21 protein-coding genes are annotated in these 20,047 nt (G+C 68.9%); 14 read left to right on the top strand and 7 right to left on the bottom strand.

Features of this window, described 5'->3' with window-relative positions; all coding sequences use genetic code 11:
• Positions 1 to 155: 155 nt before the first annotated feature.
• From kynA to purQ, 6 genes are read left to right on the top strand one after another with little or no spacing between them, the layout of a single operon-like run.
• Entirely contained in the window at positions 156 to 1,016 is an 861-nt protein-coding gene (kynA, locus tag J2Y42_RS01905; RefSeq protein WP_309854406.1) for a tryptophan 2,3-dioxygenase, read from the top strand.
• Complete coding sequence (locus tag J2Y42_RS01910) at positions 1,013 to 2,155, top strand: hypothetical protein (RefSeq protein WP_309854408.1); 1,143 nt, start codon at positions 1,013 to 1,015, stop codon at positions 2,153 to 2,155. The genes kynA and J2Y42_RS01910 overlap by 4 nt, the downstream gene beginning before the upstream one ends.
• On the top strand, positions 2,152 to 3,426 hold the full coding sequence (locus J2Y42_RS01915) for an aminotransferase class V-fold PLP-dependent enzyme (protein WP_309854411.1): 1,275 nt from the start codon (positions 2,152 to 2,154) through the stop codon (positions 3,424 to 3,426). The genes J2Y42_RS01910 and J2Y42_RS01915 overlap by 4 nt, the downstream gene beginning before the upstream one ends.
• Positions 3,419 to 4,297 (top strand): PaaX family transcriptional regulator C-terminal domain-containing protein, encoded by an 879-nt coding sequence (locus J2Y42_RS01920; RefSeq protein WP_309854414.1) that lies wholly within the window; start codon positions 3,419 to 3,421, stop codon positions 4,295 to 4,297. The genes J2Y42_RS01915 and J2Y42_RS01920 overlap by 8 nt, the downstream gene beginning before the upstream one ends.
• Positions 4,298 to 4,347: 50 nt before the next feature.
• On the top strand, positions 4,348 to 4,608 hold the full coding sequence (purS, locus tag J2Y42_RS01925) for a phosphoribosylformylglycinamidine synthase subunit PurS (RefSeq protein ID WP_029042938.1): 261 nt from the start codon (positions 4,348 to 4,350) through the stop codon (positions 4,606 to 4,608).
• Entirely contained in the window at positions 4,608 to 5,306 is a 699-nt protein-coding gene (gene purQ / locus J2Y42_RS01930; protein WP_309854418.1) for a phosphoribosylformylglycinamidine synthase subunit PurQ, read from the top strand. The genes purS and purQ overlap by 1 nt, the downstream gene beginning before the upstream one ends.
• Positions 5,307 to 5,310: 4 nt before the next feature.
• Here the strand turns inward: purQ and J2Y42_RS01935 are convergent, their stop codons facing one another.
• From J2Y42_RS01935 to J2Y42_RS01955, 5 genes are all read right to left on the bottom strand, one after another.
• Positions 5,311 to 5,676 (bottom strand): TfoX/Sxy family protein, encoded by a 366-nt coding sequence (locus J2Y42_RS01935; protein ID WP_309854421.1) that lies wholly within the window; start codon positions 5,674 to 5,676, stop codon positions 5,311 to 5,313.
• 92 nt (positions 5,677 to 5,768) lie between these two features.
• Positions 5,769 to 6,092: a hypothetical protein gene (locus J2Y42_RS01940; RefSeq protein ID WP_309854424.1), complete on the bottom strand. Its 324-nt coding sequence runs from the start codon at positions 6,090 to 6,092 to the stop codon at positions 5,769 to 5,771.
• 33 nt (positions 6,093 to 6,125) lie between these two features.
• Entirely contained in the window at positions 6,126 to 6,491 is a 366-nt protein-coding gene (locus J2Y42_RS01945; protein WP_309854427.1) for a hypothetical protein, read from the bottom strand.
• A complete protein-coding gene (locus J2Y42_RS01950) occupies positions 6,492 to 6,737 on the bottom strand; it encodes a hypothetical protein (protein WP_309854431.1) in 246 nt (81 codons plus the stop codon).
• Positions 6,738 to 6,786: 49 nt separating this feature from the next.
• Complete coding sequence (locus tag J2Y42_RS01955; RefSeq protein ID WP_309854433.1) at positions 6,787 to 7,176, bottom strand: hypothetical protein; 390 nt, start codon at positions 7,174 to 7,176, stop codon at positions 6,787 to 6,789.
• Between the two features lie 259 nt (positions 7,177 to 7,435).
• Here J2Y42_RS01955 and J2Y42_RS01960 point away from each other — a divergent pair, with 259 nt between their 5' ends.
• The 4 genes from J2Y42_RS01960 to J2Y42_RS01975 all read left to right on the top strand — a co-directional run bounded on the left by J2Y42_RS01960 (position 7,436) and on the right by J2Y42_RS01975 (position 12,372).
• The gene (locus J2Y42_RS01960) at positions 7,436 to 7,999 is read left to right on the top strand and encodes an RNA polymerase sigma factor (RefSeq protein ID WP_309854436.1); all 564 of its coding nucleotides are present in this window, start codon (positions 7,436 to 7,438) and stop codon (positions 7,997 to 7,999) included.
• Positions 7,996 to 8,823: a hypothetical protein gene (locus J2Y42_RS01965; protein ID WP_309854438.1), complete on the top strand. Its 828-nt coding sequence runs from the start codon at positions 7,996 to 7,998 to the stop codon at positions 8,821 to 8,823. The genes J2Y42_RS01960 and J2Y42_RS01965 overlap by 4 nt, the downstream gene beginning before the upstream one ends.
• Positions 8,824 to 8,889: 66 nt before the next feature.
• A complete protein-coding gene (gene purL, locus J2Y42_RS01970) occupies positions 8,890 to 11,208 on the top strand; it encodes a phosphoribosylformylglycinamidine synthase subunit PurL (protein ID WP_309854441.1) in 2,319 nt (772 codons plus the stop codon).
• Between the two features lie 117 nt (positions 11,209 to 11,325).
• Complete coding sequence (locus tag J2Y42_RS01975) at positions 11,326 to 12,372, top strand: alpha/beta hydrolase (protein ID WP_309854444.1); 1,047 nt, start codon at positions 11,326 to 11,328, stop codon at positions 12,370 to 12,372.
• Here J2Y42_RS01975 and J2Y42_RS01980 read toward each other — a convergent pair.
• Positions 12,369 to 13,289: a DMT family transporter gene (locus J2Y42_RS01980; protein ID WP_309854447.1), complete on the bottom strand. Its 921-nt coding sequence runs from the start codon at positions 13,287 to 13,289 to the stop codon at positions 12,369 to 12,371. The two genes, J2Y42_RS01975 and J2Y42_RS01980, sit on opposite strands and share 4 nt — an antisense overlap.
• Positions 13,290 to 13,395: 106 nt before the next feature.
• Here J2Y42_RS01980 and J2Y42_RS01985 point away from each other — a divergent pair, with 106 nt between their 5' ends.
• The 3 genes from J2Y42_RS01985 to J2Y42_RS01995 all read left to right on the top strand — a co-directional run bounded on the left by J2Y42_RS01985 (position 13,396) and on the right by J2Y42_RS01995 (position 16,325).
• Positions 13,396 to 14,277 carry a LysM domain-containing protein gene (locus J2Y42_RS01985; protein ID WP_309854450.1) on the top strand — a complete coding sequence of 294 codons (882 nt, stop codon included), beginning with the start codon at positions 13,396 to 13,398 and terminating at the stop codon, positions 14,275 to 14,277.
• Positions 14,278 to 14,402: 125 nt separating this feature from the next.
• Complete coding sequence (locus tag J2Y42_RS01990; RefSeq protein ID WP_309854454.1) at positions 14,403 to 15,590, top strand: LLM class flavin-dependent oxidoreductase; 1,188 nt, start codon at positions 14,403 to 14,405, stop codon at positions 15,588 to 15,590.
• A gap of 45 nt (positions 15,591 to 15,635) precedes the next feature.
• Entirely contained in the window at positions 15,636 to 16,325 is a 690-nt protein-coding gene (locus J2Y42_RS01995; RefSeq protein WP_309854456.1) for a CE1759 family FMN reductase, read from the top strand.
• 637 nt (positions 16,326 to 16,962) lie between these two features.
• Here J2Y42_RS01995 and J2Y42_RS02000 read toward each other — a convergent pair.
• A complete protein-coding gene (locus J2Y42_RS02000) occupies positions 16,963 to 17,946 on the bottom strand; it encodes a hypothetical protein (RefSeq protein WP_309854458.1) in 984 nt (327 codons plus the stop codon).
• Positions 17,947 to 18,565: 619 nt separating this feature from the next.
• On the opposite strand from J2Y42_RS02000, the gene J2Y42_RS02005 reads away from it, so the two are divergent.
• On the top strand, positions 18,566 to 20,044 hold the full coding sequence (locus tag J2Y42_RS02005; RefSeq protein WP_309854461.1) for a glycosyltransferase: 1,479 nt from the start codon (positions 18,566 to 18,568) through the stop codon (positions 20,042 to 20,044).
• The last annotated feature ends 3 nt before the right edge of the window (positions 20,045 to 20,047 follow it).

Genomic DNA, 20,047 nt, shown 5'->3' on the forward strand with positions numbered 1-20,047 from the left:
TCCGACGCACCGCGGTGCGGATGGAGATTCGTGGCAAAGGGGACCGGGATGCCGACCGAAGCGGGCGAAACGCCGACCGAAGCAGGCGTGGCTCCTGCGCAAGCGGCATGATGGCACCTGTTGCAGTTTTGCGGCGATCGGCGCAGAATTGCAGCATGGCCGATGGCGACAACACCCGCGCGTTCGATCCCGACATCGTCACCGACTTCCGGGAGCGGATGTCGTATGGCTCCTATCTGGAGCTCGACACGCTGCTCAGCGCGCAGCGCCCGGTGAGCCGCCCGGAGCACCACGACGAACTGCTGTTCATCATCCAACATCAGACGACGGAGCTCTGGCTGAAGCTGGTTCTCCACGAGCTCGAGTCAGCGCGCGACCTTCTGCGCGCCGACGATCTGTCGCCCGCGCTCAAGCGGATCGCCCGCGTGAAGCACATCCAGCGCACGCTCACCGAGCAGTGGTCGGTGCTCGCGACGCTCACCCCGACCGAGTACGCGGAGTTCCGCGGCTTCCTCGGAAACTCGTCCGGCTTCCAGTCGTACCAGTACCGCGCCGTCGAGTTCGTGCTCGGCAACAAGAACCGCCGCATGCTGAGCGTCTTCGAGAGCGACCCGGCCGCCCACGCCCTCCTCGCGCAGCTGCTGGATGCGCCCAGCATCTACGACGAGTTCCTGCGCTACCTGGCGCGGGCGGGTTTCGCCGTGCCGACCTCGCTGCTGGAGCGGGACGTCACACAGGCGCACGTCTTCACCCCGGAGTTGGTGCCGGTCTTCCGCGAGATCTACGAGCACGCCAACGACCACTGGCCCGAGTACGAGGCCTGCGAGGAGTTCGTCGATCTGGAGGACAACTTCCAGCTCTGGCGCTTCCGCCACCTGAAGACCGTGCAGCGCACCATCGGCATGAAGACGGGGACCGGCGGGTCGACGGGAGCCGCGTTCCTGCAGAAGGCGCTCGAACTCACCTTCTTCCCCGAGCTGTACGCCGTCCGCACCGAGATCGGAGCGCCCGCATGAGCGACCAGCCCGTCGGCAGCGCCCACCCCAACGGCACCGACTCCTACCTCACGGTCGACGCCGTCTGGAACGGCCACCGCTTCCTCGGCGCCACCACCTTCCGCAGCGACGGCGAGCGCCTCCACCCGGTCGACGACACCCCGTCGCGCGCAGCACACCACCACCTCGGCGGCACGCTCTTCCCACGACTCACCGATCACCACACGCACGTCGGGCTGACCGACCAGCACGCCGTCTTCGCCGGAGGCATCACCCACGCGATCGATCTCGGCTGGGTTCCCGCCGTCGCCGCCGGCTGGCTCGCCGACGACCTCACGCGACCCTCCGTCGCGATCGTCGGATCCCTCATCACGTGTAAGGGCGGCTACCCGGTCAACGCCGGGTGGGGGCCGCCGGGCTCCTCGACGGAGGTCGGCGGCGAGCGCGAGGCACGGCTTGCGGTTCGGGCAAACATCATGATGGGAGCCTCCCTCATCAAGGTCACGCTCAACACCGAAGCCGGTGAAACTGTGGATGATCACGTTCTCCACAGCATCGTCGCGGAATCCCACGCGCAGGGCGTCCCCGTCACGGTCCATGTGCAGGGCGCGGGCCAAACCGCCCGGGCGGTCCAGGCCGGCGCCGACCAGCTCGCCCACACGCCGTTCACCGAGCGCGTCGACGACGAACTCATCGCCGAGTGCGTCCGGCGCGGCATCGGCTGGGTCAGCACCCTCGACATCCACGGCTGGGGAGATCCCACCGAGCAGCACGGCATCGCGTCGGAGAACCTGGGCCGGTTCGCGCGCGCCGGCGGCCTCGTGCTCTACGGAACCGACCTCGGCAACGGTCCGCTCGCCGTCGGCGTGAACGAGCGGGAGCTGCGCGGGATGCTCGACGCGGGCGTCGAGCCCGACGCCCTGATCCGCTCCATCGCCGCCCTGCGCCGCCCCGACGACCACGTCGCGCCGACCATCGGCCCGCGCCTGGCGTGGCTCCCCACGCCGCCTCCCGCTGAGCCGGACGCCCTCCCGGCCTGGCTCGCCACCGCCCGCGGGCTGACGGCTCGCGCGCTCACCCGCGCGGCGGCCGACGGCACCGCCGATGCTGAGGCTCCCACCGCATCCCCTCGCCCCTCCACTCCTGAGGATCACGCATGACCGACTTCGACACCGCCCCTCCCGCTGTCCTCTCGCCGGACCCCCTCACCGCAGCCCGCGCCCTGGATGCGGCCGACCCGCTTGCGGCCTTCCGCACGCGCTTCGCCGGCATCGACGACGGCACGAGCACGGTGAGCGCCTACTTCGACGGCAACTCGCTCGGCCGTCCGACCCGTGCGAGCATCGAGCGCATCCAGCGCTTCCTCACGGAGGGCTGGGGCGACCGGCTCATCCGCGGGTGGGACGAGGAGTGGATGGAACTGCCGTTCGCCATCGGCGACGACCTCGGCCGTGCCGCTCTCGGCGCAGCGCCCGGGCAGACCTTCATCGGCGACTCGACCACCGTCCTCCTCTACAAGCTGGCGCGGGCGGCCGTCGACAGCCTGCCGGAGCGCAGCGAGATCGTGCTCGACACGGACAACTTCCCGACCGACCGCTACCTGCTCGACGGCATCGCTCGCGAACGCGGCCTGCGCCTGGTGTGGATCGAGGCGGACACCGAGGCGGGGGTGACGCCGGAGCAGGTGGCCGCCGTCGTCGGACCGCAGACCGCCCTCGTCGTGCTCAGCCAGGTCGCGTACCGGTCCGGCTTCCTGGCCGACCTTCCCGCGATCACGCGCATCGTCCACGACGCGGGCGCGCTCGTGCTGTGGGACCTCTGCCACTCCGCCGGGTCGGTGCCGATCGAACTCGACGCTGCCGGAGTCGACCTCGCGGTCGGCTGCACCTACAAGTACCTCAACGGCGGCCCGGGCTCGCCCGCCTTCGGCTACGTGAACGCGCGGCTCATCCCGCAGCTCGCCCAGCCGATCCAGGGATGGATGGGCGCCAGCGACGTCTTCCTGATGGGCCCGGAGTACGTGCCCGCCGAGAGCATCCGGCGCTTCCTCAGCGGGACGCCTCCCATCGTCGGGATGCTCGCCATGCGCGACACCATCGCGATGATCGAGGAGGCCGGGATGGACGCGGTGCGGGCCAAGTCCGTCGCGCTGACCGAGTTCGCCGTCGCCCTCGCCGACGAATGGCTGACCCCGCTCGGCGTGACCCTCGCGTCTCCGCGCGACCCGGAGCGCCGCGGCGGTCACATCACGCTCAGCCACCCGGCCATGCGCGAGGTCACGGCGCTGCTCTGGCAGCGCGACGTCATCCCCGACTACCGCGATCCGGACGGCCTGCGCGTCGGCCTCTCGCCGCTCAGCACCAGCTTCGAGGAGGTCTGCGCGGGGATGGCCGCGGTGCGCGACGCCCTCGGCGAACTGACGCATGACTGACGTCGCCGCCGTCGTCCGCGACGACCCCGAGGCCGCCAGCGGAAGCGCGACGGCGCTGTTGCGCACCGTGGTGGGCAGCGTCCTGCGCCCGATCGGCGGCTGGATGAGCGCGGCGGGTGCTGTCCGGCTCATGGATGCGCTCGGCGTGCCCGCAGCGACGGCCCGGTCCAGCCTGGCGCGGCTGTGCGCGCGGGGCGTCCTGCGGCGGGAGCCCCTGGGCGGCGTCGCCGGGTACGCGCTGGATCCCGCCGCCGTTCCGATGCTGGAGCGCGGAGACGCCCGCATCTTCGGCGAGCGCGTCGAGGCATCCCGCTGGCTGCTGCTGTCGCTGTCCTTCCCAGAACGGGCCCGCGGTTCGCGCGACCGGTTGCGCCGCCGCCTCGCCGCGCTCGGTTGCGGCACCGTCGCCGACGGCCTGTGGATCGCGCCTGCGGCGCTGGAGGGAGAGCTGGAGGCGGAGCTGACCTCCGCCGTGTCAACGACGTCGGCCGACGTGAACCCGTCCGGCTCGCCGGTCGTGGCGATGTTCGCGGATGCCGCCCCGCGCGGAGACCTCGCCGCCGGTCTCGCCCGCTGGTACGACCTCCCGGCGATCCGCGCCGCGCACGAATCGTTCCTCGCGCGGTTCGGCGACCTGCCGCATCCCCTCGACGACGCCCAGGCCTTCGCCACCTGGATGCGCGCCCTCGACGAGTGGCGCGTGATCCCGTACCGCGACCCCGGGCTCCCCGCCGCCGCCATCGCGCCGGACTGGCCCGGAGCCGCTTCCGCGCAGCTGTTCCGCCGACTGCGCGCAGAGCTGGAGGAGCGCGCCGTCTCCCACGCAGCAGCTGTCGCGGCACCGGACCGCATCCCCGTCTCCGCACGGTAGAATCGACGCGAAACCCCCACCCTTTGCGCCCGAGTGAGCGGAGTGTCCCCGTGCCGACGATCGTTGTTGAAGTGATGCCCAAGGCTGAGCTGCTCGACCCGCAGGGGAAGGCGGTCGCCGGAGCGCTTGCCCGCACCGGTCGCGGCGTCGTCAGCGGAGTGCGCGTCGGCAAGCGTTTCGAGCTGACCGTCGACGGCCCCATCGACGACGCGGTCCGTGCGACGGTGCAGGAGATCGCGGACGAGATCCTCTCCAACTCCGTGATCGAAGACGTGGTGGGCATCCACTACCCCGCCGAGGTGGACGCCTGATGCGCATCGGCGTCATCACCTTCCCCGGCTCGCTCGACGACCGCGACGCACTGCGCGCGGTCCGTCTCGCCGGTGCCGAGCCGGTCGCGCTGTGGCACGGCGAGCACGACCTGCAGGGCGTCGACGCCCTCGTGCTCCCTGGCGGATTCAGCTACGGCGACTACCTGCGCTGCGGCGCCATCGCCTCCCTCTCGCCGATCATGACCGAGGTCGTGGATGCGGCCGAGAAGGGGATGCCCGTGCTGGGCATCTGCAACGGCTTCCAGATGCTGGCGGAGGCGCACCTCGTCGCCGGCGGCCTGATCCGCAACGACCACGGCACCTTCATCCGGCGCGACCAGCACCTCACGGTCGAGAACACGCAGACGCCGTGGACGAGCGGGTTCGAGCAGGGCCAGGAGATCGTCATCCCGCTGAAGAACGGCGAGGGCGGCTTCATCGCGTCGGCCGAGGAGCTGGCGCGGCTCGAGGGCGAGGGCCTCGTCGTCTTCCGCTACAAGGGCGTCAACCCGAACGGCTCGCTCGACGACATCGCCGGTGTCCGCAACGAGCGCGGCAACGTGGTCGGCCTCATGCCGCACCCCGAGCACGCGGTCGAGCCCGGCTTCGGCCCGGACACCCCCGACGCGATGCGCTCGGGCACGGACGGCCTGACGTTCTTCACCTCTGTGATCCGCTCGGCGCTCGTCGAGGCGTAACGGCTCACTTCGCCGCGGCGCCCCGCGGGGCCTTGGGCGGCATGCCCCTGACCTGATCCAGCGCCACGCCGATCCACTCGCGCAGCCGGTCGGGCTCCGACTTCCACGCCTCCGGCATCGCGACGTACCCGCCCATGGGTCGCTCCGCCGGTCCGTACGGGCCGGCGCCGTCGATCGCCAGCAGCTCGTCGCGCACGGCGACGTCGGGAAGGCGCACCCCGACCTGGTCGCCGAACAGCCCGGCGAACATGTTGCCGTTCACGAACGCGGCCAGGTTGGCGAACATCGGCCGGATACGCACGTCGGGCGCGTCGGGAACCACCGAGCGGAACAGCTCCTCGGTCTCCTTCGACGGGCGCGGGACGTGCATGGCGGCCTCCTCGCGGGACACCATAGCGCGGGGCGCGGCGGCGCGGCATCCGGCTGACCTCTGCGGAACCGCCGCGCTGCTGCACGGCGAGGTCAGACGTTGGCCGACCAGCGGGCGAAATAAGCGTCCACTACTTGCTGCGACCGGGTGTCGAGTGTCTGCCATTCTCGTGCCGCCTGTGTTGCGACGAACAGCGCCTTCTCCTCAGACCGTGGACCCCGAGGGTCGTCGACGAGGTCGCTGATGTTCATCCAGACTCGGTACGCCGCAGGACCGTGGCGGGACTGCATGAGGTCGCTGAAGCGTACACCGGCTGCCATGAGCACCGAGTAGATCCGATCGGTGCCGGACGCCAATATTGCGGCCGTCACCTCTGCCATCGCGTTGTCGAAGTCGCCCTCATGCGACACTGCCACCCTCCGATGCGTCTTCGCCCTCGCCCTCACGGGCTACGAGTCGAACCTGTGCGCCGAGGCATCGTCCGCTGTGCGGTAGAGCTCGCCCCAGGCCACGATATCGACGTCGGCGGCGCGCAGAGGAGTCTCGAGCTCCGGCCATCCGTTCTTGGGCAGACAGATGTACGCGAAGAACGGAAAACGGTCGATGGCGGCCACATCGTCGCCTTGGAACCGGGAGGTCAGGATGAAGCGGCTCAGATCGTCTCCCACGTTGAAGTTATGCCCGACGACCGCGGGATCCAGGTCGACCACGAGCGCTGATCTGCCGGTGTCGAACGCGAGCGTCGTGATGAGGGTGCAGCGCCGCACGGGCTCGAACAGCGAGGAGTCGAGGGAGCTGAGGTAGTAGACGCTCATTCAGATCGTCTCGACCGCGAACCCGGCCCACGTGAGTGCATCGACGGCGAACTGGCACACTCCAGCTGACCCGGCTGGACCATCGGGCGCCACTGAGCTCCGATACAGCACGATGCTCATCGGCAGCGCGAGCATCTCGGAGTCGATCGTGTACGTGTCGCCATGCAGCGTCACCCGCAGCCCGGTTCTGCCGAGGATGTGAACGGTCGATCCGGACAGTTCCTCGATGGTGTCGGCCGACAGCATCCGAAACCCCGTCAATGTCCCCCCAAGGCTTCGAGATGTGGTCCAAGCATCACAGGCGCAACGCGTCGGCGTCGAGCTGGTCGGATGCCCAGAGCACGTCATCCCCATCGAGTACCCAGACGTCGGCCGAACTCTGCTGCGCAAGCCGCTGGACCCACGACACGAACAGCGTCTCCCAACGACACTCCACCGTGCACGCGGTGAGGGACGAGAGCGGCTGCTGAGGTGGGCGCCCCACGGTGCCTTCCGGCGACTCCGGGGGCAGCTGCAACTCCGCCAGCCACTCGTCAGACGTCGTGGCGAACACGGTGATCATGCGGCCCTCAGCGTCGACGAGTTGGGCCATACCCGGAGCGCGGTGGCCACCGTTCTCGACGAGCAGCGATGCGAACTTCTCGAACAGATCGTTGTACTCAGAGACGACGGATGCGCTCTTCATCTCGGCTGCTCCCGTTCCGGTCCGCTTTCGTCACGATATGCTCCCGTCCCTCACCTGGATGGCCGCATTCCGGCCCTTTCGACCCACGTCCATATTTTGCAGCAGTGCGGACCCGCCGAGCCCGCTCCGCTGCTAGGTCACTCGTTCTCACCGCTTTCAGGGCGAAGAGCGCTGGGTTGCCGGAGAGGCCAGATCAGGTCGGCCGCCCACTATTCGGCGATTCGGGAACCGCGGCCTCCGTCGTGGACACTTCATAAATGTGAGGGGAATCCGAATCGACGAGCCGGACGTGCTCGAACGCGTGAACGCCGGAGATCCGGATGCGTTCGGGACACTGTTCGACCTGCACCATGACCGCGTTTTCCGGCAAGCCATCCGGCTGACGGCGTCGATCCACGACGCGGAGGACGTGACCGCGGTCGTGTTCCTCGAGGCGTGGCGCCGACGGGATTCGATGCGGGTGGTGAACGGGTCGGTCATCGGCTGGCTGCTGGTGATGACGAACTTCGTCTTCCGCAACTACGCACGCGCCTCCCGCCGCTACCGGGACGGCCTGCAGCAGCTGCCGCCCCCGGAGCACTCGCCCGATCACGCGTCCGCAGTCGACGACCGCATCGACCGGGATGCGCGCCGAGCCGCGTTGCGCACGGCGCTCGCGACACTGCCGAGACGCGACCAGGACATCCTCACCCTCTGCGTGCTCGAAGAACTCAGCACAGCAGAGGCGGCCGAGGCGCTGGGGATCGCGCCCGGAACCGTGAAGTCGCGCCTGTCCCGCGCCAAGTCCCGACTCGCAGAACTGATGAACGGAGGAGAGCGATGAGCGACGAGCCCACCTTCGACCCGCGCCGCAAAGCGGCGATCCGCGAGCTGGTGGTCGACAACGCGGCCGCCCACCCCGGACGCGCGGGCGGCCGCAAACGCACCGCCCTGATCGCGACCCTCGTGGTGCTCGCCCTGACCATCTCAGGCGGCACTGTCGCTTACGCGCTCGGCACCGGGCTGCTCGACCCCGCTCCGGTCGCCGCACCAACCCCGAACCCCACCATGACACCGCCACCGACACCGACGCCCACCGCGACACCGACGCCCACCGCGACACCGTCACCCACACCGACCCTCGTCGCGCCGGATCCCGCAGATCCCTCGACGTGGGCGATCGGGTTCGACGGGGTCGGGCCAGTGAAACTCCGAGCACCGTTCAGGTCGCAGCACGAGGTGGTCCCCGCCTTCGCCGATGTGACGGATTCGATCTGCGTGGATGCTCAGTCCGTTCTGCAGTCACCATCCGAATTGTGGTTCTACTTCGTCGGGGCCCAAGATGACTCGGGCCGGACGGCGACGATCGAATTCGGCAATCTCGGGGCCCCCGACCGGGACGATCGTGCAGTCACTCCCAGGACTCCGGAGGGCATCGGCATCAGCTCCACCCGGGCCGAACTGCTGGCGGCGTATCCGGGAATCGAGAGAACCGGTGGATACAGCGACAGAGTCGACTATTACGGCCTGACCGACGATCGCGGGGGATGGATCGTCTTCGCGGTGATGCGCGACGTCGTGTGGAGCATTCAGATCGGCAACGACGCAGTCCTTCCATACGGGATGAACTCGGTCCGGGTGATTCCGAAGGAGCACTGCCCGGCCTGACCGTCTCCGCAGCCCGGTAGACTGGAGCACATCCCCGCCCAGCCCCGCCCAGCCTGGAGTGCCCGCGTGACCGACACCGCCACCGCCCACGTCGTCGACACCGTCGCGAACGCGATCGAGACCCCGGAGCGGGAGCAGCCGTTCGCGGCTCTCGGGCTCAAGGAGGACGAGTACGCGCGCATCCGCGAGATCCTCGGCCGCCGCCCCACCAGCGGCGAGCTGGCGATGTACTCGGTGATGTGGTCGGAGCACTGCTCCTACAAGTCGTCGAAGATCTATCTGCGGCAGTTCGGGCAGAAGGTCAGCCCGGCGATGAAGAAGAACCTCATGGTCGGCATGGGCGAGAACGCCGGCGTCGTGGACGTCGGCGAAGGCTGGGCGGTCACCTTCAAGGTGGAGTCGCACAACCACCCCTCCTACATCGAGCCGTTCCAGGGCGCCGCGACCGGCGTCGGCGGCATCGTGCGCGACATCATCTCCATGGGCGCCCGACCGGTCGCCGTGATGGACCAGCTGCGCTTCGGCGCCATCGACAACCCGGACACCGCGCGCGTCGTGCACGGCGTCGTCTCCGGCATCTCCTTCTACGGCAACTGCCTGGGCCTGCCCAACATCGGCGGCGAGACCTACTTCGACCCGGTGTACCAGGGCAACCCGCTGGTCAACGCCCTCTCGGTCGGCGTGCTCCGCCACGAGGACCTGCACCTGGCGAACGCGTCCGGCGCCGGCAACAAGGTCGTGCTGTTCGGTGCACGCACCGGCGGCGACGGGATCGGCGGGGCCAGCATCCTCGCGTCCGACACGTTCTCCGCGGGCGGCCCGACCAAGCGTCCGGCCGTGCAGGTCGGCGACCCGTTCGCCGAGAAGGTGCTCATCGAGTGCTGCCTGGAGCTGTTCCGCGACAAGCTGGTCGAGGGCATCCAGGATCTGGGCGCCGCCGGCATCTCCTGCGCGACCAGCGAGCTCGCCTCCAACGGCGACGGCGGGATGTTCATCGAACTCGACAAGGTGCTCCTGCGCGACCCGAGCCTCACCGCTGAGGAGATCCTCATGTCGGAGAGCCAGGAGCGCATGATGGCCGTCGTCAAGCCGGAACTGCTCGACGCCTTCCTCGCCGTCACCGCCAAGTGGGATGTCGAGACCAGCGTGCTGGGCGAGGTCACCGAGACCGGCCGCCTCGTCATCAACTGGAAGGGCGAGGAGATCGTCAACGTCGACCCGCGCACCGTCGCGGTCGATGGTCCGGTCTACGAGCGTCCCGTCGCCTACCCGACCTGGATCGACGCGCTGCAGGACGACTCGGCCTCCGTGCTCGCCCGCCCCACGACCGGAGACGAGCTGCGGGAGCAGACGCTCGCCCTGCTCGGCAGCGCCAACCTCGCCGACAAGGGCTGGGTCACCGACCAGTACGACTACTTCGTGGGTGGCAACACCGCGCTCGCCTTCCCCGACGACGCGGGCATGATCCGCGTCGACGAGGAGTCGGGCCTCGGCTTCGCCATCGCGACCGACGCCAATGGCCGCTACTGCCAGCTCGACCCGAAGCAGGGCGCCAAGCTGGCGCTGGCCGAGGCGTACCGCAACGTCGCCGCCTCCGGCGCGGTGCCCGTCGCGGTCACCGACTGCCTCAACTTCGGCAGCCCGGAGAACCCCGAGGTCATGTGGCAGTTCTCGCAGGCGGTCGAGGGACTCTCGGACGCCTGTCTGGAGCTCGAGATCCCGGTCACCGGCGGCAACGTCTCCTTCTACAACCAGACCGGCGACACCCCGATCTTCCCGACCCCCGTGGTCGGAGTGCTCGGCGTGATCGACGACGTCGCCCGGCGCATCCCGAGCGGCTGGCAGGACGAGGGCGAGAATATCTACCTCCTCGGCGTCACCCGTGAAGAGCTGGACGGCTCGGCCTGGGCCGGCACCATCCACGGCCACCTCGGCGGACACCCGCCGGCGGTCGACCTCGACGCCGAGCGCTCGCTCGCCGAGGCGCTGCACGCGGCCTCCCTGGAGGGTCTGGTCTCGTCCGCGCACGACCTCGCCGACGGCGGCCTGGCGCAGGCCCTCGCCGAGAGCGTCATCCGCTTCGGCGTCGGCGCCCGCGTCTGGCTCACCGAGATCGAGGAGCGCGACGGGGTGGATGCGGCGACCGCGCTCTTCTCGGAGTCGACCGCGCGCGTCCTGGTCACCGTCCCGCGCGAGGACGACGTCAAGTTCCGCGGCCTGTGCGCCGGCCGCGGCATCCCCGCGCTCCGCATCGGCGTGACGGACGCCGAGGTCGGCGCCCAGCCCGTGCTCGAGGTGCAGGACCTCTTCACGATCGGCCTGGAGGAGCTCCGCGGCGTCCACCGCTCCACGCTCCCCGAGCACTTCGGCCCGACGGTCGCGTAACTCCCCCGCCTCCCGCGCCACCTCCCCAGCCATCCGCTCCTGAGTTTTTCGCCCCCGACACGCGGTCTGAGGGCGAAAAACTCCGGAGCAGGCGGCCTCGGTCGCTACGGTGAGGGCATGACCCGTGCCCGCGCCGACGAGCTGCCGACGCCTCCACTGCTCTCGCGGCGCGCCCGCCGCGTCGTCTCCGTCACCGCCATCGTGCTGCTGTGCGTGCTCATCCTCGCCAGCCTCGCGTCGTCGTCCCCGTGGCCGTCCGCGCTGGCGATCCGCAGCGTCTTCGAGAAGGGCGCCGCCGAGACGGTCGCCGAGATGAAGCCGTTCGTGCCCACCACCGGGGTGACGGCGCAGACGGGCCTGCGGTACGCACCCGGCTCGCCCGACACGACGTTCGACATCTTCCGCCCCGACAGCGCCACCGACCCGCTCCCCACCGTGGTCTGGATCCACGGCGGCGCCTGGATCTCGGGCGCCAGCTCCAATGTCGACCCCTACCTCCGCATCCTGGCCGACCAGGGGTTCACGACCGTCGGCCTCAACTACACCGTCGGACCCGAGGCGACTTACCCGACCGCCGTCCGACAGCTCAACGACGCGCTCGCGTACCTGGACGCGCACGCCGAGACGCTCGGCATCGACCCCAGCCGCATCATCCTCGCCGGCGACTCCGCCGGGTCGCAGCTCGCCAGCCAGCTCGCCGTCCTGACCACCAGCCCCGAGTACGCGAACCTGATGGGGATCGCACCCGCGCTCCAGCCGGACCAGCTGTCCGCCGTCGTGCTGAACTGCGGGGTCTACGACCTCGACGCGCTCGCCAGCCTGACCGGAATCGACGGCTGGGGCTTCAAGACCGCCCTGTGGTCGTACAGCGGCACGAAGGACTGGTCCCAGACCTATGTCGGGTCGACGATGTCGACCATCCAGCACGTCACCCCCGCCTTCCCGCCCACCTACATCTCCGGCGGCAACGGCGACGGCCTCACCTGGACGCAGTCCGTGCCGATGGCCGCCGCCCTGCGCGCGAAGGGCGTCGACGTGACCGAGCTGTTCTGGCCCGCCGACCACGAGCCCGCACTGCCGCACGAGTACCAGTTCCACCTGAAGTTCGCGGAGGCGCACACGGCGCTGGATGCGACAATCGCCTTCCTCCGCGCCCACAGCTAACGCGCCGCGGCCTCCTGGGCGGCCAGTTCGGCCTGACGCCGGGTGAACAGCCGGACGCGCTGCTGGGTCAGCAGGATGCCGGCGAACACGATCACGGCTCCCACCGGTTCGTTCCAGGTCAAGTGCTCGCCGAGCACGAGGATGCCGAGGGCCACACCGACCACCGGCGTCACGTAGGTGACGCCCGATGTCGCGGTCGGACCCCACGCGCGCAGGACGTTCATGTTCCAGATGTAGACGACGCCCGTCCCGAGGGCGCCTAGCGCCAGCAGGGAGAGCAGCACCGGCCAGCTGAACGTGATCGGGTGCCACGCCACCACGGGCGTCAGCAGGATCATGATGACCGCGGCCAGCCCGATGTTCATGAACGCGCTCGTCGTCGCGGACACCGCTCGCGGGCTGATGAACTTACGGATGTAGCCGAAGCTGAACCCGTAGCACGTGACCGCCCCGAGGCAGGCGAGCTGGCCCCAGAGGCTGCCGGCCAGCGCATCCACCGCCCAGGGCCCGACCACCACGACGACGCCGACGACACCGATCAGCACGCCGAGCACCTGGTCGCGGTTGAGCTTCTCGACCCGGAACGCGGCGGTGACGAGGATCGCCGTCGTGATCGGCGTGACGGCGTTGTAGATGCTCGCGAGGCTGGAGGAGACGTACTGCTCGGCCCACGCGAACAGGAGGAACGGGATGACGCAGTAGGTGACCGCGACCACCGTGAAGTGCAGCCAGACGATCGGCTCCCGCGGTAGTCGCGCGCGCATGATGAGCGCGATGATGCCCAGCGTCAGCGCACCGAACACGAGCCTGGCCCATGCGACCTGGCCGAAGCTCACGCCCTCGAGGGCCACCTTCATGAACAGGAAGCTGGCGCCCCACACGAGCCCCATGGCGACGAACTGCACAGCGACCTTCACCCTGTCGACGCTAGCGGGTGCCACCGACCCCGCGCGTGCGGGAATCGGACACGGATGGATGAGATCCGGCCAGCCGGTATTTGGTAGCGTTCCCGGAGGGGGGACCATGTATCGAACGAATAGGCGCGCCCGCACCGCTGCGGCCGCGGGGATGCTCGTCGCGCTCGCCATCGCGCTGTCCGGCTGCGCCCTCTTCGACGGAGGTGCGCACGCGAAGCCGGTGGCGCGGCACACGACGGCGAAGCCGAAGCCGACGCACTCCGCACCGCCGTCGCCGACGCCCAGCGCGACACCGACGCCGACGGCACCGCCGCCTCCGCCACCGACGCTCACTCCGGTCCCGTCGGGCACCACCGTCGCCGAGGCGAGTGTCGCGTCGCCCAAGGGCAGCATCCACTTCCACTACCGGATCGTGTCGAACGGCGACAACACGTACTCGATCCAGTACAGCGGGTTCACCTCGAGCGTCCCGGTGCCCGTCTCGGTCACATTGCTCGACGTCCCACCGCAGGTCGGGGACGGCCTCACCTGGCATGGCGTCGCCGACCACCCCCTCGGCGGCCCCACGGACGGCGCGGCCGCCGCCTCGACCGTCCCGCTGGGCTACGTCGGCAACCCGTCGTACCTCGGCACCCTGGTGACCTACTCGTCCGTCGCGTCGCCCGACGGCGTCCCGGTCGAGCTCGGCCCGGACAAGGTGCTCGCGGTGAACACGGTCCGCTGGTCGATCCCCGAGCGGGCGACCAACGTGCATCCCGTCGATGGCGGTGCGCGTGCGGGCGCGGCAGGGGGCGTTGCGGAGACGACCCCCTCCGGTGCTCCCGCGCGCTACGTGGTGGCGGCCGGAGACACGTTCGACGGCGTCGCGCAGCGGTTCGGCATCACCTCTCAGGATCTGCTCTGGCTGAACCCGAGCGGCCGCGCGTACGACGGCAGCCTCAATCTGCTCGAGAATCAGTCGCTGAACCTCGATCCGCAAGCCCTCTGACCTGCGGTTTCACACCGCCGGCCTACCCCCGTGCGACGGCGCGCGCCAGGATGGGAATACCTCGCCCCCTGTCGCGTTGTATGCGTTTGCATAGAAACGGCGAGAACAAACCTGAGGAGCCAGTCATGCAGTACGGAATCTTCTCCGTCAGCGACATCACCCGCGACCCCGTGTCCGGTGAGACGCCGAGCGAGGCGGAGCGCATCGACGCGATCGTGAAGATCGCGAAGCACGCGGAGGAGGTCGGGCTGGACGTCTTCGCCATCGGCGAGCACCACAACCCGCCGTTCTTCTCCTCGTCGCCCACCACCCTGCTGGCTCACATCGCCGCCCTCACCGAGCGGCTCACGGTCACCACATCCACCACCCTGATCACCACCAACGACCCAGTGCGCATCGCCGAGGAGTACGCGATGCTCCAGCACCTGTCGAAGGGCCGCATGGACCTCATGGTCGGGCGCGGCAACACCGGCCCGGTGTACCCGTGGTTCGGCCAGGACATCCGCCAGAGCCTGCCGCTCGCGCTCGAGAACTACAACCTCCTGCACCGCCTGTGGCGCGAGGACGTCGTCGACTGGGAGGGACGCTTCCGCACGCCGCTGCAGGGCTTCACCTCCACGCCGCGCCCCCTCGATGACGTGCCGCCGTTCGTCTGGCACGCCAGTATCCGCACCCCGGAGGTCGCCGAGCAGGCCGCGTTCTACGGCAACGGGTTCTTCGCCAACAACATCTTCTGGCCGAAGGAGCACTTCCAGCGTCTGATCGCGTTCTACCGCGAGCGCTTCGAGCACTACGGCCACGGCACCGCCAAGCAGGCGATCGTCGGACTCGGCGGCCAGGCCTTCATCGCGAAGAACTCGCAGGACGCGAAGAACCAGTTCCGCCCGTACTTCAACGAGGCCCCGGTCTACGGCAACGGGCCGACGATGGAGGAGTTCACGGATGCGACCCCGCTGACCGTCGGCAGCCCGCAGGAGGTCATCGACAAGACGCTGACGTTCCGCGAGTGGGCGGGCGACTACCAGCGCCAGCTGTTCCTGATGGACCACGCCGGCCTGCCGCTCAAGACGGTGCTCGAGCAGCTCGACCTGCTCGGCGAGCACGTCATCCCCGTCCTCCGCAAGGAGACCGAGGCGCGCAAGGACCCGGAGACGCCGGACGCCCCCACCCACGCGTCCCTCGTGAAGGCGAAGTACGGCGACACTGACCCGCGCCAGCCGCGCCCGAACGCGAACCGCGGCGACAACGTCACCGGAGCGTCGCCCTACCAGGACACCGACGAGCAGGTCGAGGTGAGCTACCCGGCGCTCTGACGCCCGGCAGCATCCACCGACCATCGATCGAGACAAGGACAGACCATGAACACATCAGACCGGCGGCCGTTCCGCGTCGTCGTGGTGAACGCGGGCGTCAGCGACCCGTCGTCCACCAAGATGCTCGCCGACCGCCTCGCCCTGCGCGTGGAGGCCGCCGCCCAGCGTGACGGCCGCACGGTCGAGACGCTCAACCTCGACCTGCGGGAGCTTCTGCCCGAGCTGGGCGCCGCCCTGGCGTCCGGCCACCTGGGGCCGAAGTTCACCAAGGCGATCGAGGCGCTGAAGTCGGCCGACGGCATCATCGCGACCGCGCCGGTGTACAAGGCGGGACCGAGCGGGCTGTTCACCTCGTTCTTCCAGGTGCTCGACAACGACCTGCTGATCGCGAAACCGGTCGTGCTCGGCGCGACCGCGGGCACCGCCCGCCACGCGCTCGTCGTCGACGGCGAGATGCGGTCGCTGTTCGCCTTCCTCCGGACGATGACCACGCCGACCTCGGTGTTCGCATCGACCGAGGACTGGCAGGACAAGGCCCTCGGCAAGCGCATCGACCGCGCCGCCCGCGAACTGGTCGTGCTCATGGAGTCCGAGGTCGAGTCCAAGATCACGGACACCTCGTGGGACAGCTACCAGCACGAGTTCGGCTCGGCCGGCGGCAACGAGCTGGGCATCGACCTCGGCTCCGACCTCATGCGCCTCGCCGCGGGCGGAACGCTTCCCACCACCCGCTGACCGGCGACCGGCAGGCGCTCGCCCTCGCGGGCGGGCGCCTGTTCGCGTTCCAGGCGCCGGGCGAGCCAGTAGGCGAGGTAGGCGCATGGCCATGCTGCGCACCGAGTTTCGGCTGCTGTGCCAAGCCGCCCGCTGCCGGCCGTGCGGAGGAGTTATCGACTACCTGCTGCGCGACGGCTACGACGCCTTCGAGCCGGACCACTACTTCCCCGTCAGCATCCACCCGCAGTACGAGGAATCTCCCGCGAACTTCCGCCCGTCCCATTGCAGCTGCAATCGCAGCCGGGGAGATGCGCACCACAGGCCGGCCTCGGCACCAGCTCGCGCGCATGGAAGTAGAAACAGCACAGCCCCCCGGACAACGTGTCCAGGGGGCTGGCTGCGCGGTGACAGGCGGTCAGTCGAGACGCTGGTATCGCCCAACCCTGTACTTCTTATCGTGAGTGGCGATGACGATAAAGATCACACCAAACAGGCAGGCCAACCCCGCGAAAACATACGAAGCGGTGTTGTTGGCCGTGATACCAAAGACGGTCACGCATGCTGCAAGACCAAGCCAAGCGAATCCGGTCCAGAGCCGTGGCAAACCAAACGACCACCTCATCCAACGGGGAAGGTCATGCGACTTACTCATTCTTCATCCTCGACAAGCAGTGATATTGGGCAGTCCCTGGGTAGCAACGTATCCGATCGCACCGGAAAGGAAGCGGACCAACCAGCCGGGACCATAGAGCGTTCCCAGCCCAACACCGATCGCAATGTAACAGTCGGGGGTGCCGAACGCTTTGGGGTTCGCGGGGGTCCCGTAGCCGGTAAGCGCGATGGTCTGGACCTTTGCGCCGTTGATGTACTTCTGCAGATACGAACCTTTGCATGTGTTGAGCGCGGTCCCCGGCTTAAGGAAGTAGCTGCTGCCGTTCTGAAGCACGCAGTTGTACGAGTACACACCGGTCGACGGGTCAGCGATGACGGGGAACGCTGTGTGCTCGCTGAACTCGATCACCTGGGTGAGGATACTTCCGTGCACCTCGTAGCGGGTCGGCACCGGGCTGCCGTTGGCGTCCTTCGCCCAGGCTTCACCGAAAACCCGCAGCGGCGACCCGTCCGCTGCGACAACCGCAACAGTACCGTTCGCATCCTGCGTGAGGGTCGCCCCCTGGGGAACGCCGATCGGGTAGTCGTACCGTCTCGGAGCGTTGGCATTGTCGATCACCGTATTGATCTGCAGGGTTCCGTCAGCCTTGATGAGCGGGACGGTGGTCGAGCCGTTCTTGTTGTCGTACGCCACGACGCCCGGAAGCTGCGAGTCCGTCGCGTCGGACGCGTGCTGGGCAAACGGCAACCCGATCTGAACCGAGTCCCCGAGGGAGAGACCGTCGGTCGGGTCAGCCGGGACCACAACCCTGCCGCCCTCGACGGTGGCAGCCGCAGCGGTGACGCTGTCCCTACTCGTCGCGGCAAGGCCGGAAAGCGACTCAGGCGCGACACCTTGGATCGCGGCCACCGCATCCACTGCGTTGACCTCCTCAGCGTCCAGCGCGGCGAACCCGGTCAGGCTTGCCGCGATAACGGAGACCCCGGCCAGCGTTGCGGCTGGCATCAGAACACGAAACTTCTTCATTGAGTCTTTCTCTTCGTTCAACACCGAACGAAATGAACTGGGGTTGTCCGTCACCCGGCAAACCGGAACGGTCGGCAGTTCACTACTCCTGGTCGGTTAGGCCTGTTACTCCTTTAGACACAGCCAGCCTCGGTTCATGACGCCGAGCCGTGGACTTTTTTCAGCAACGCTCGACGCTGCGCGTGATCAACGGGGACTCACCGGTCGAAGGGGTGTTCGGATCGCGGGAGCGGTGTGGCTAGCTGCCAGCCGCACGGGATGCCGCGCACCGTGCCTGCGATCAAGGGGAACGGGATCGCCATGACGCAGGCGATCATCCCGAAGCGCAGCACCCAGATGTCGCGGATCGGATCGCGCAGCGGGCCGATGAACGCGACGGCGATGACGAGATGGCGAAGCCGAGTCAGTCGGTCCCGTAAGAGAGCAACGGGTATGCGCCGCCGGTCTCGACGAGGGCGCGGTGCACGCGGTCGATCCATTCGACCAGCCCCTGGAGCAGTTCCGGTGCCCGACGGTAGCGGGGAGCGCATGGCGGCTCGTCCGTCTTGGGAGTGATTGCGCCCGCCCGCGGTAGTCTGCAGGGTAGAACAGGGAGGTCTTGCGGTTGGACATTCTCAGCGTGCTGCACACGATCGGCGTGATCGTGTGCCTCATCCTGGCGCTCACCGGGCTCATCCCGGTCATCGCCGCGGCCGCGACCTTCGTCGTCATCCCCTTCCACGCCTGGATCAACCACTACAAGAAGGCGGCCCCCTACCTCCCGCGCGTGGCGATCGTCGTGCCGGCCTGGAACGAGGGTGCGGTGATCGGCGCATCCATCGACCGCCTGATGAAGCTGGACTATCCGCGCGACGCGCTGCGCATCTACGTGGTCGACGACGCGAGCACCGACGACACCCCCGACGTCGTCCGCGGCCGGGCCGAGCTGTATCCGGGAAACGTCCACCTGCTCCGCCGGGAACAGGGCGGCCAGGGCAAGGCGCACACCCTCAACCACGGCATCGCGAAGGTGCTGGAGGACGATTGGATGGAGGCGCTCCTCATCATGGACGCCGACGTCATCTACACCCCCGAGTCGCTGCGGCGCATGACGCGGCACCTGGCCGACCCCGACGTGGGCGCCGTGTCGGCGTACATCAGCGAGGGCAGCAGCGACCGCAACTACCTCACCAAGTTCATCAGCGTCGAGTACGTGCTCTCGCAACCGGCCGCCCGTCGCGCGCAGAACGTGCTGGGCGCGCAAGCGTGCCTCGCCGGCGGCGCGCAGCTGCACACCCGCGAGAACCTGCTCGCGATCGGCGGCCGCATCGACACGTCCTCGCTGGCGGAGGATACGATCACCACGTTCGAGACGCAGCTGCTCGGCAAGAAGGTCGTCTTCGAACCGCACGCGCACGTACTGGCCGAGGAGCCCCGCGCCGTCGACGCGCTCTGGAAGCAGCGGCTGCGCTGGGCGCGCGGCAACGTGACGGTCACCGCGCGGTACTCCAAGGTGTGGTTCCGGCCGTCCCGCCTCCACCACCTGGGCGGCATCAGCTTCGGCATCGTCTGGTTCAGCCTGTGGCTGCTCCCGCTGATCATGATCCTGTCGTCGATCGGCCTCGCCGGGCTGCTCTTCCTGCAGGACGGGGTCGCCACTACGGTGTTCCGCATCCTGTGGATCTCGGCCGCGCTCGCCTACCTCTTCGTCCTCATCCTCGGAGCGCAGACCGACGGGAGGTCGACCAGGCACGAGCTGGGTCACGTCCTGCTGTTCCCCGGCATCATCAACATGCTGGTGATGATCACAGCCCTGTTCCCGCCGGTCGTGCTGGTGTGGCTCCCCGGACTGTTCGGCGTGACGCTGAGCGAGCCGGCCCTGTTCACCATCACGCTCGCGATCTACATCTGGATCCCGTTCTCCATGGTCGTCGCCTGGCTCGCGCGCAAGGCGGAGAAGGTCCGCGCCGGCCGCTGGCTGTCGCCCGCGCTGATCTACCTGGCCGGATACGGATCGCTGCTGTGCGCGATCACGTTCGACTCGTACCTCAAGGAGCTCGCGGGCGCGGAGGCGCGCTGGGACAAGACGGAGAAGGTCGGCCGGGTCGCCGCAGGCTGACGT

The organism is Leifsonia sp. 1010 (assembly GCF_031455295.1).
Taxonomy (GTDB): domain Bacteria; phylum Actinomycetota; class Actinomycetes; order Actinomycetales; family Microbacteriaceae; genus Leifsonia.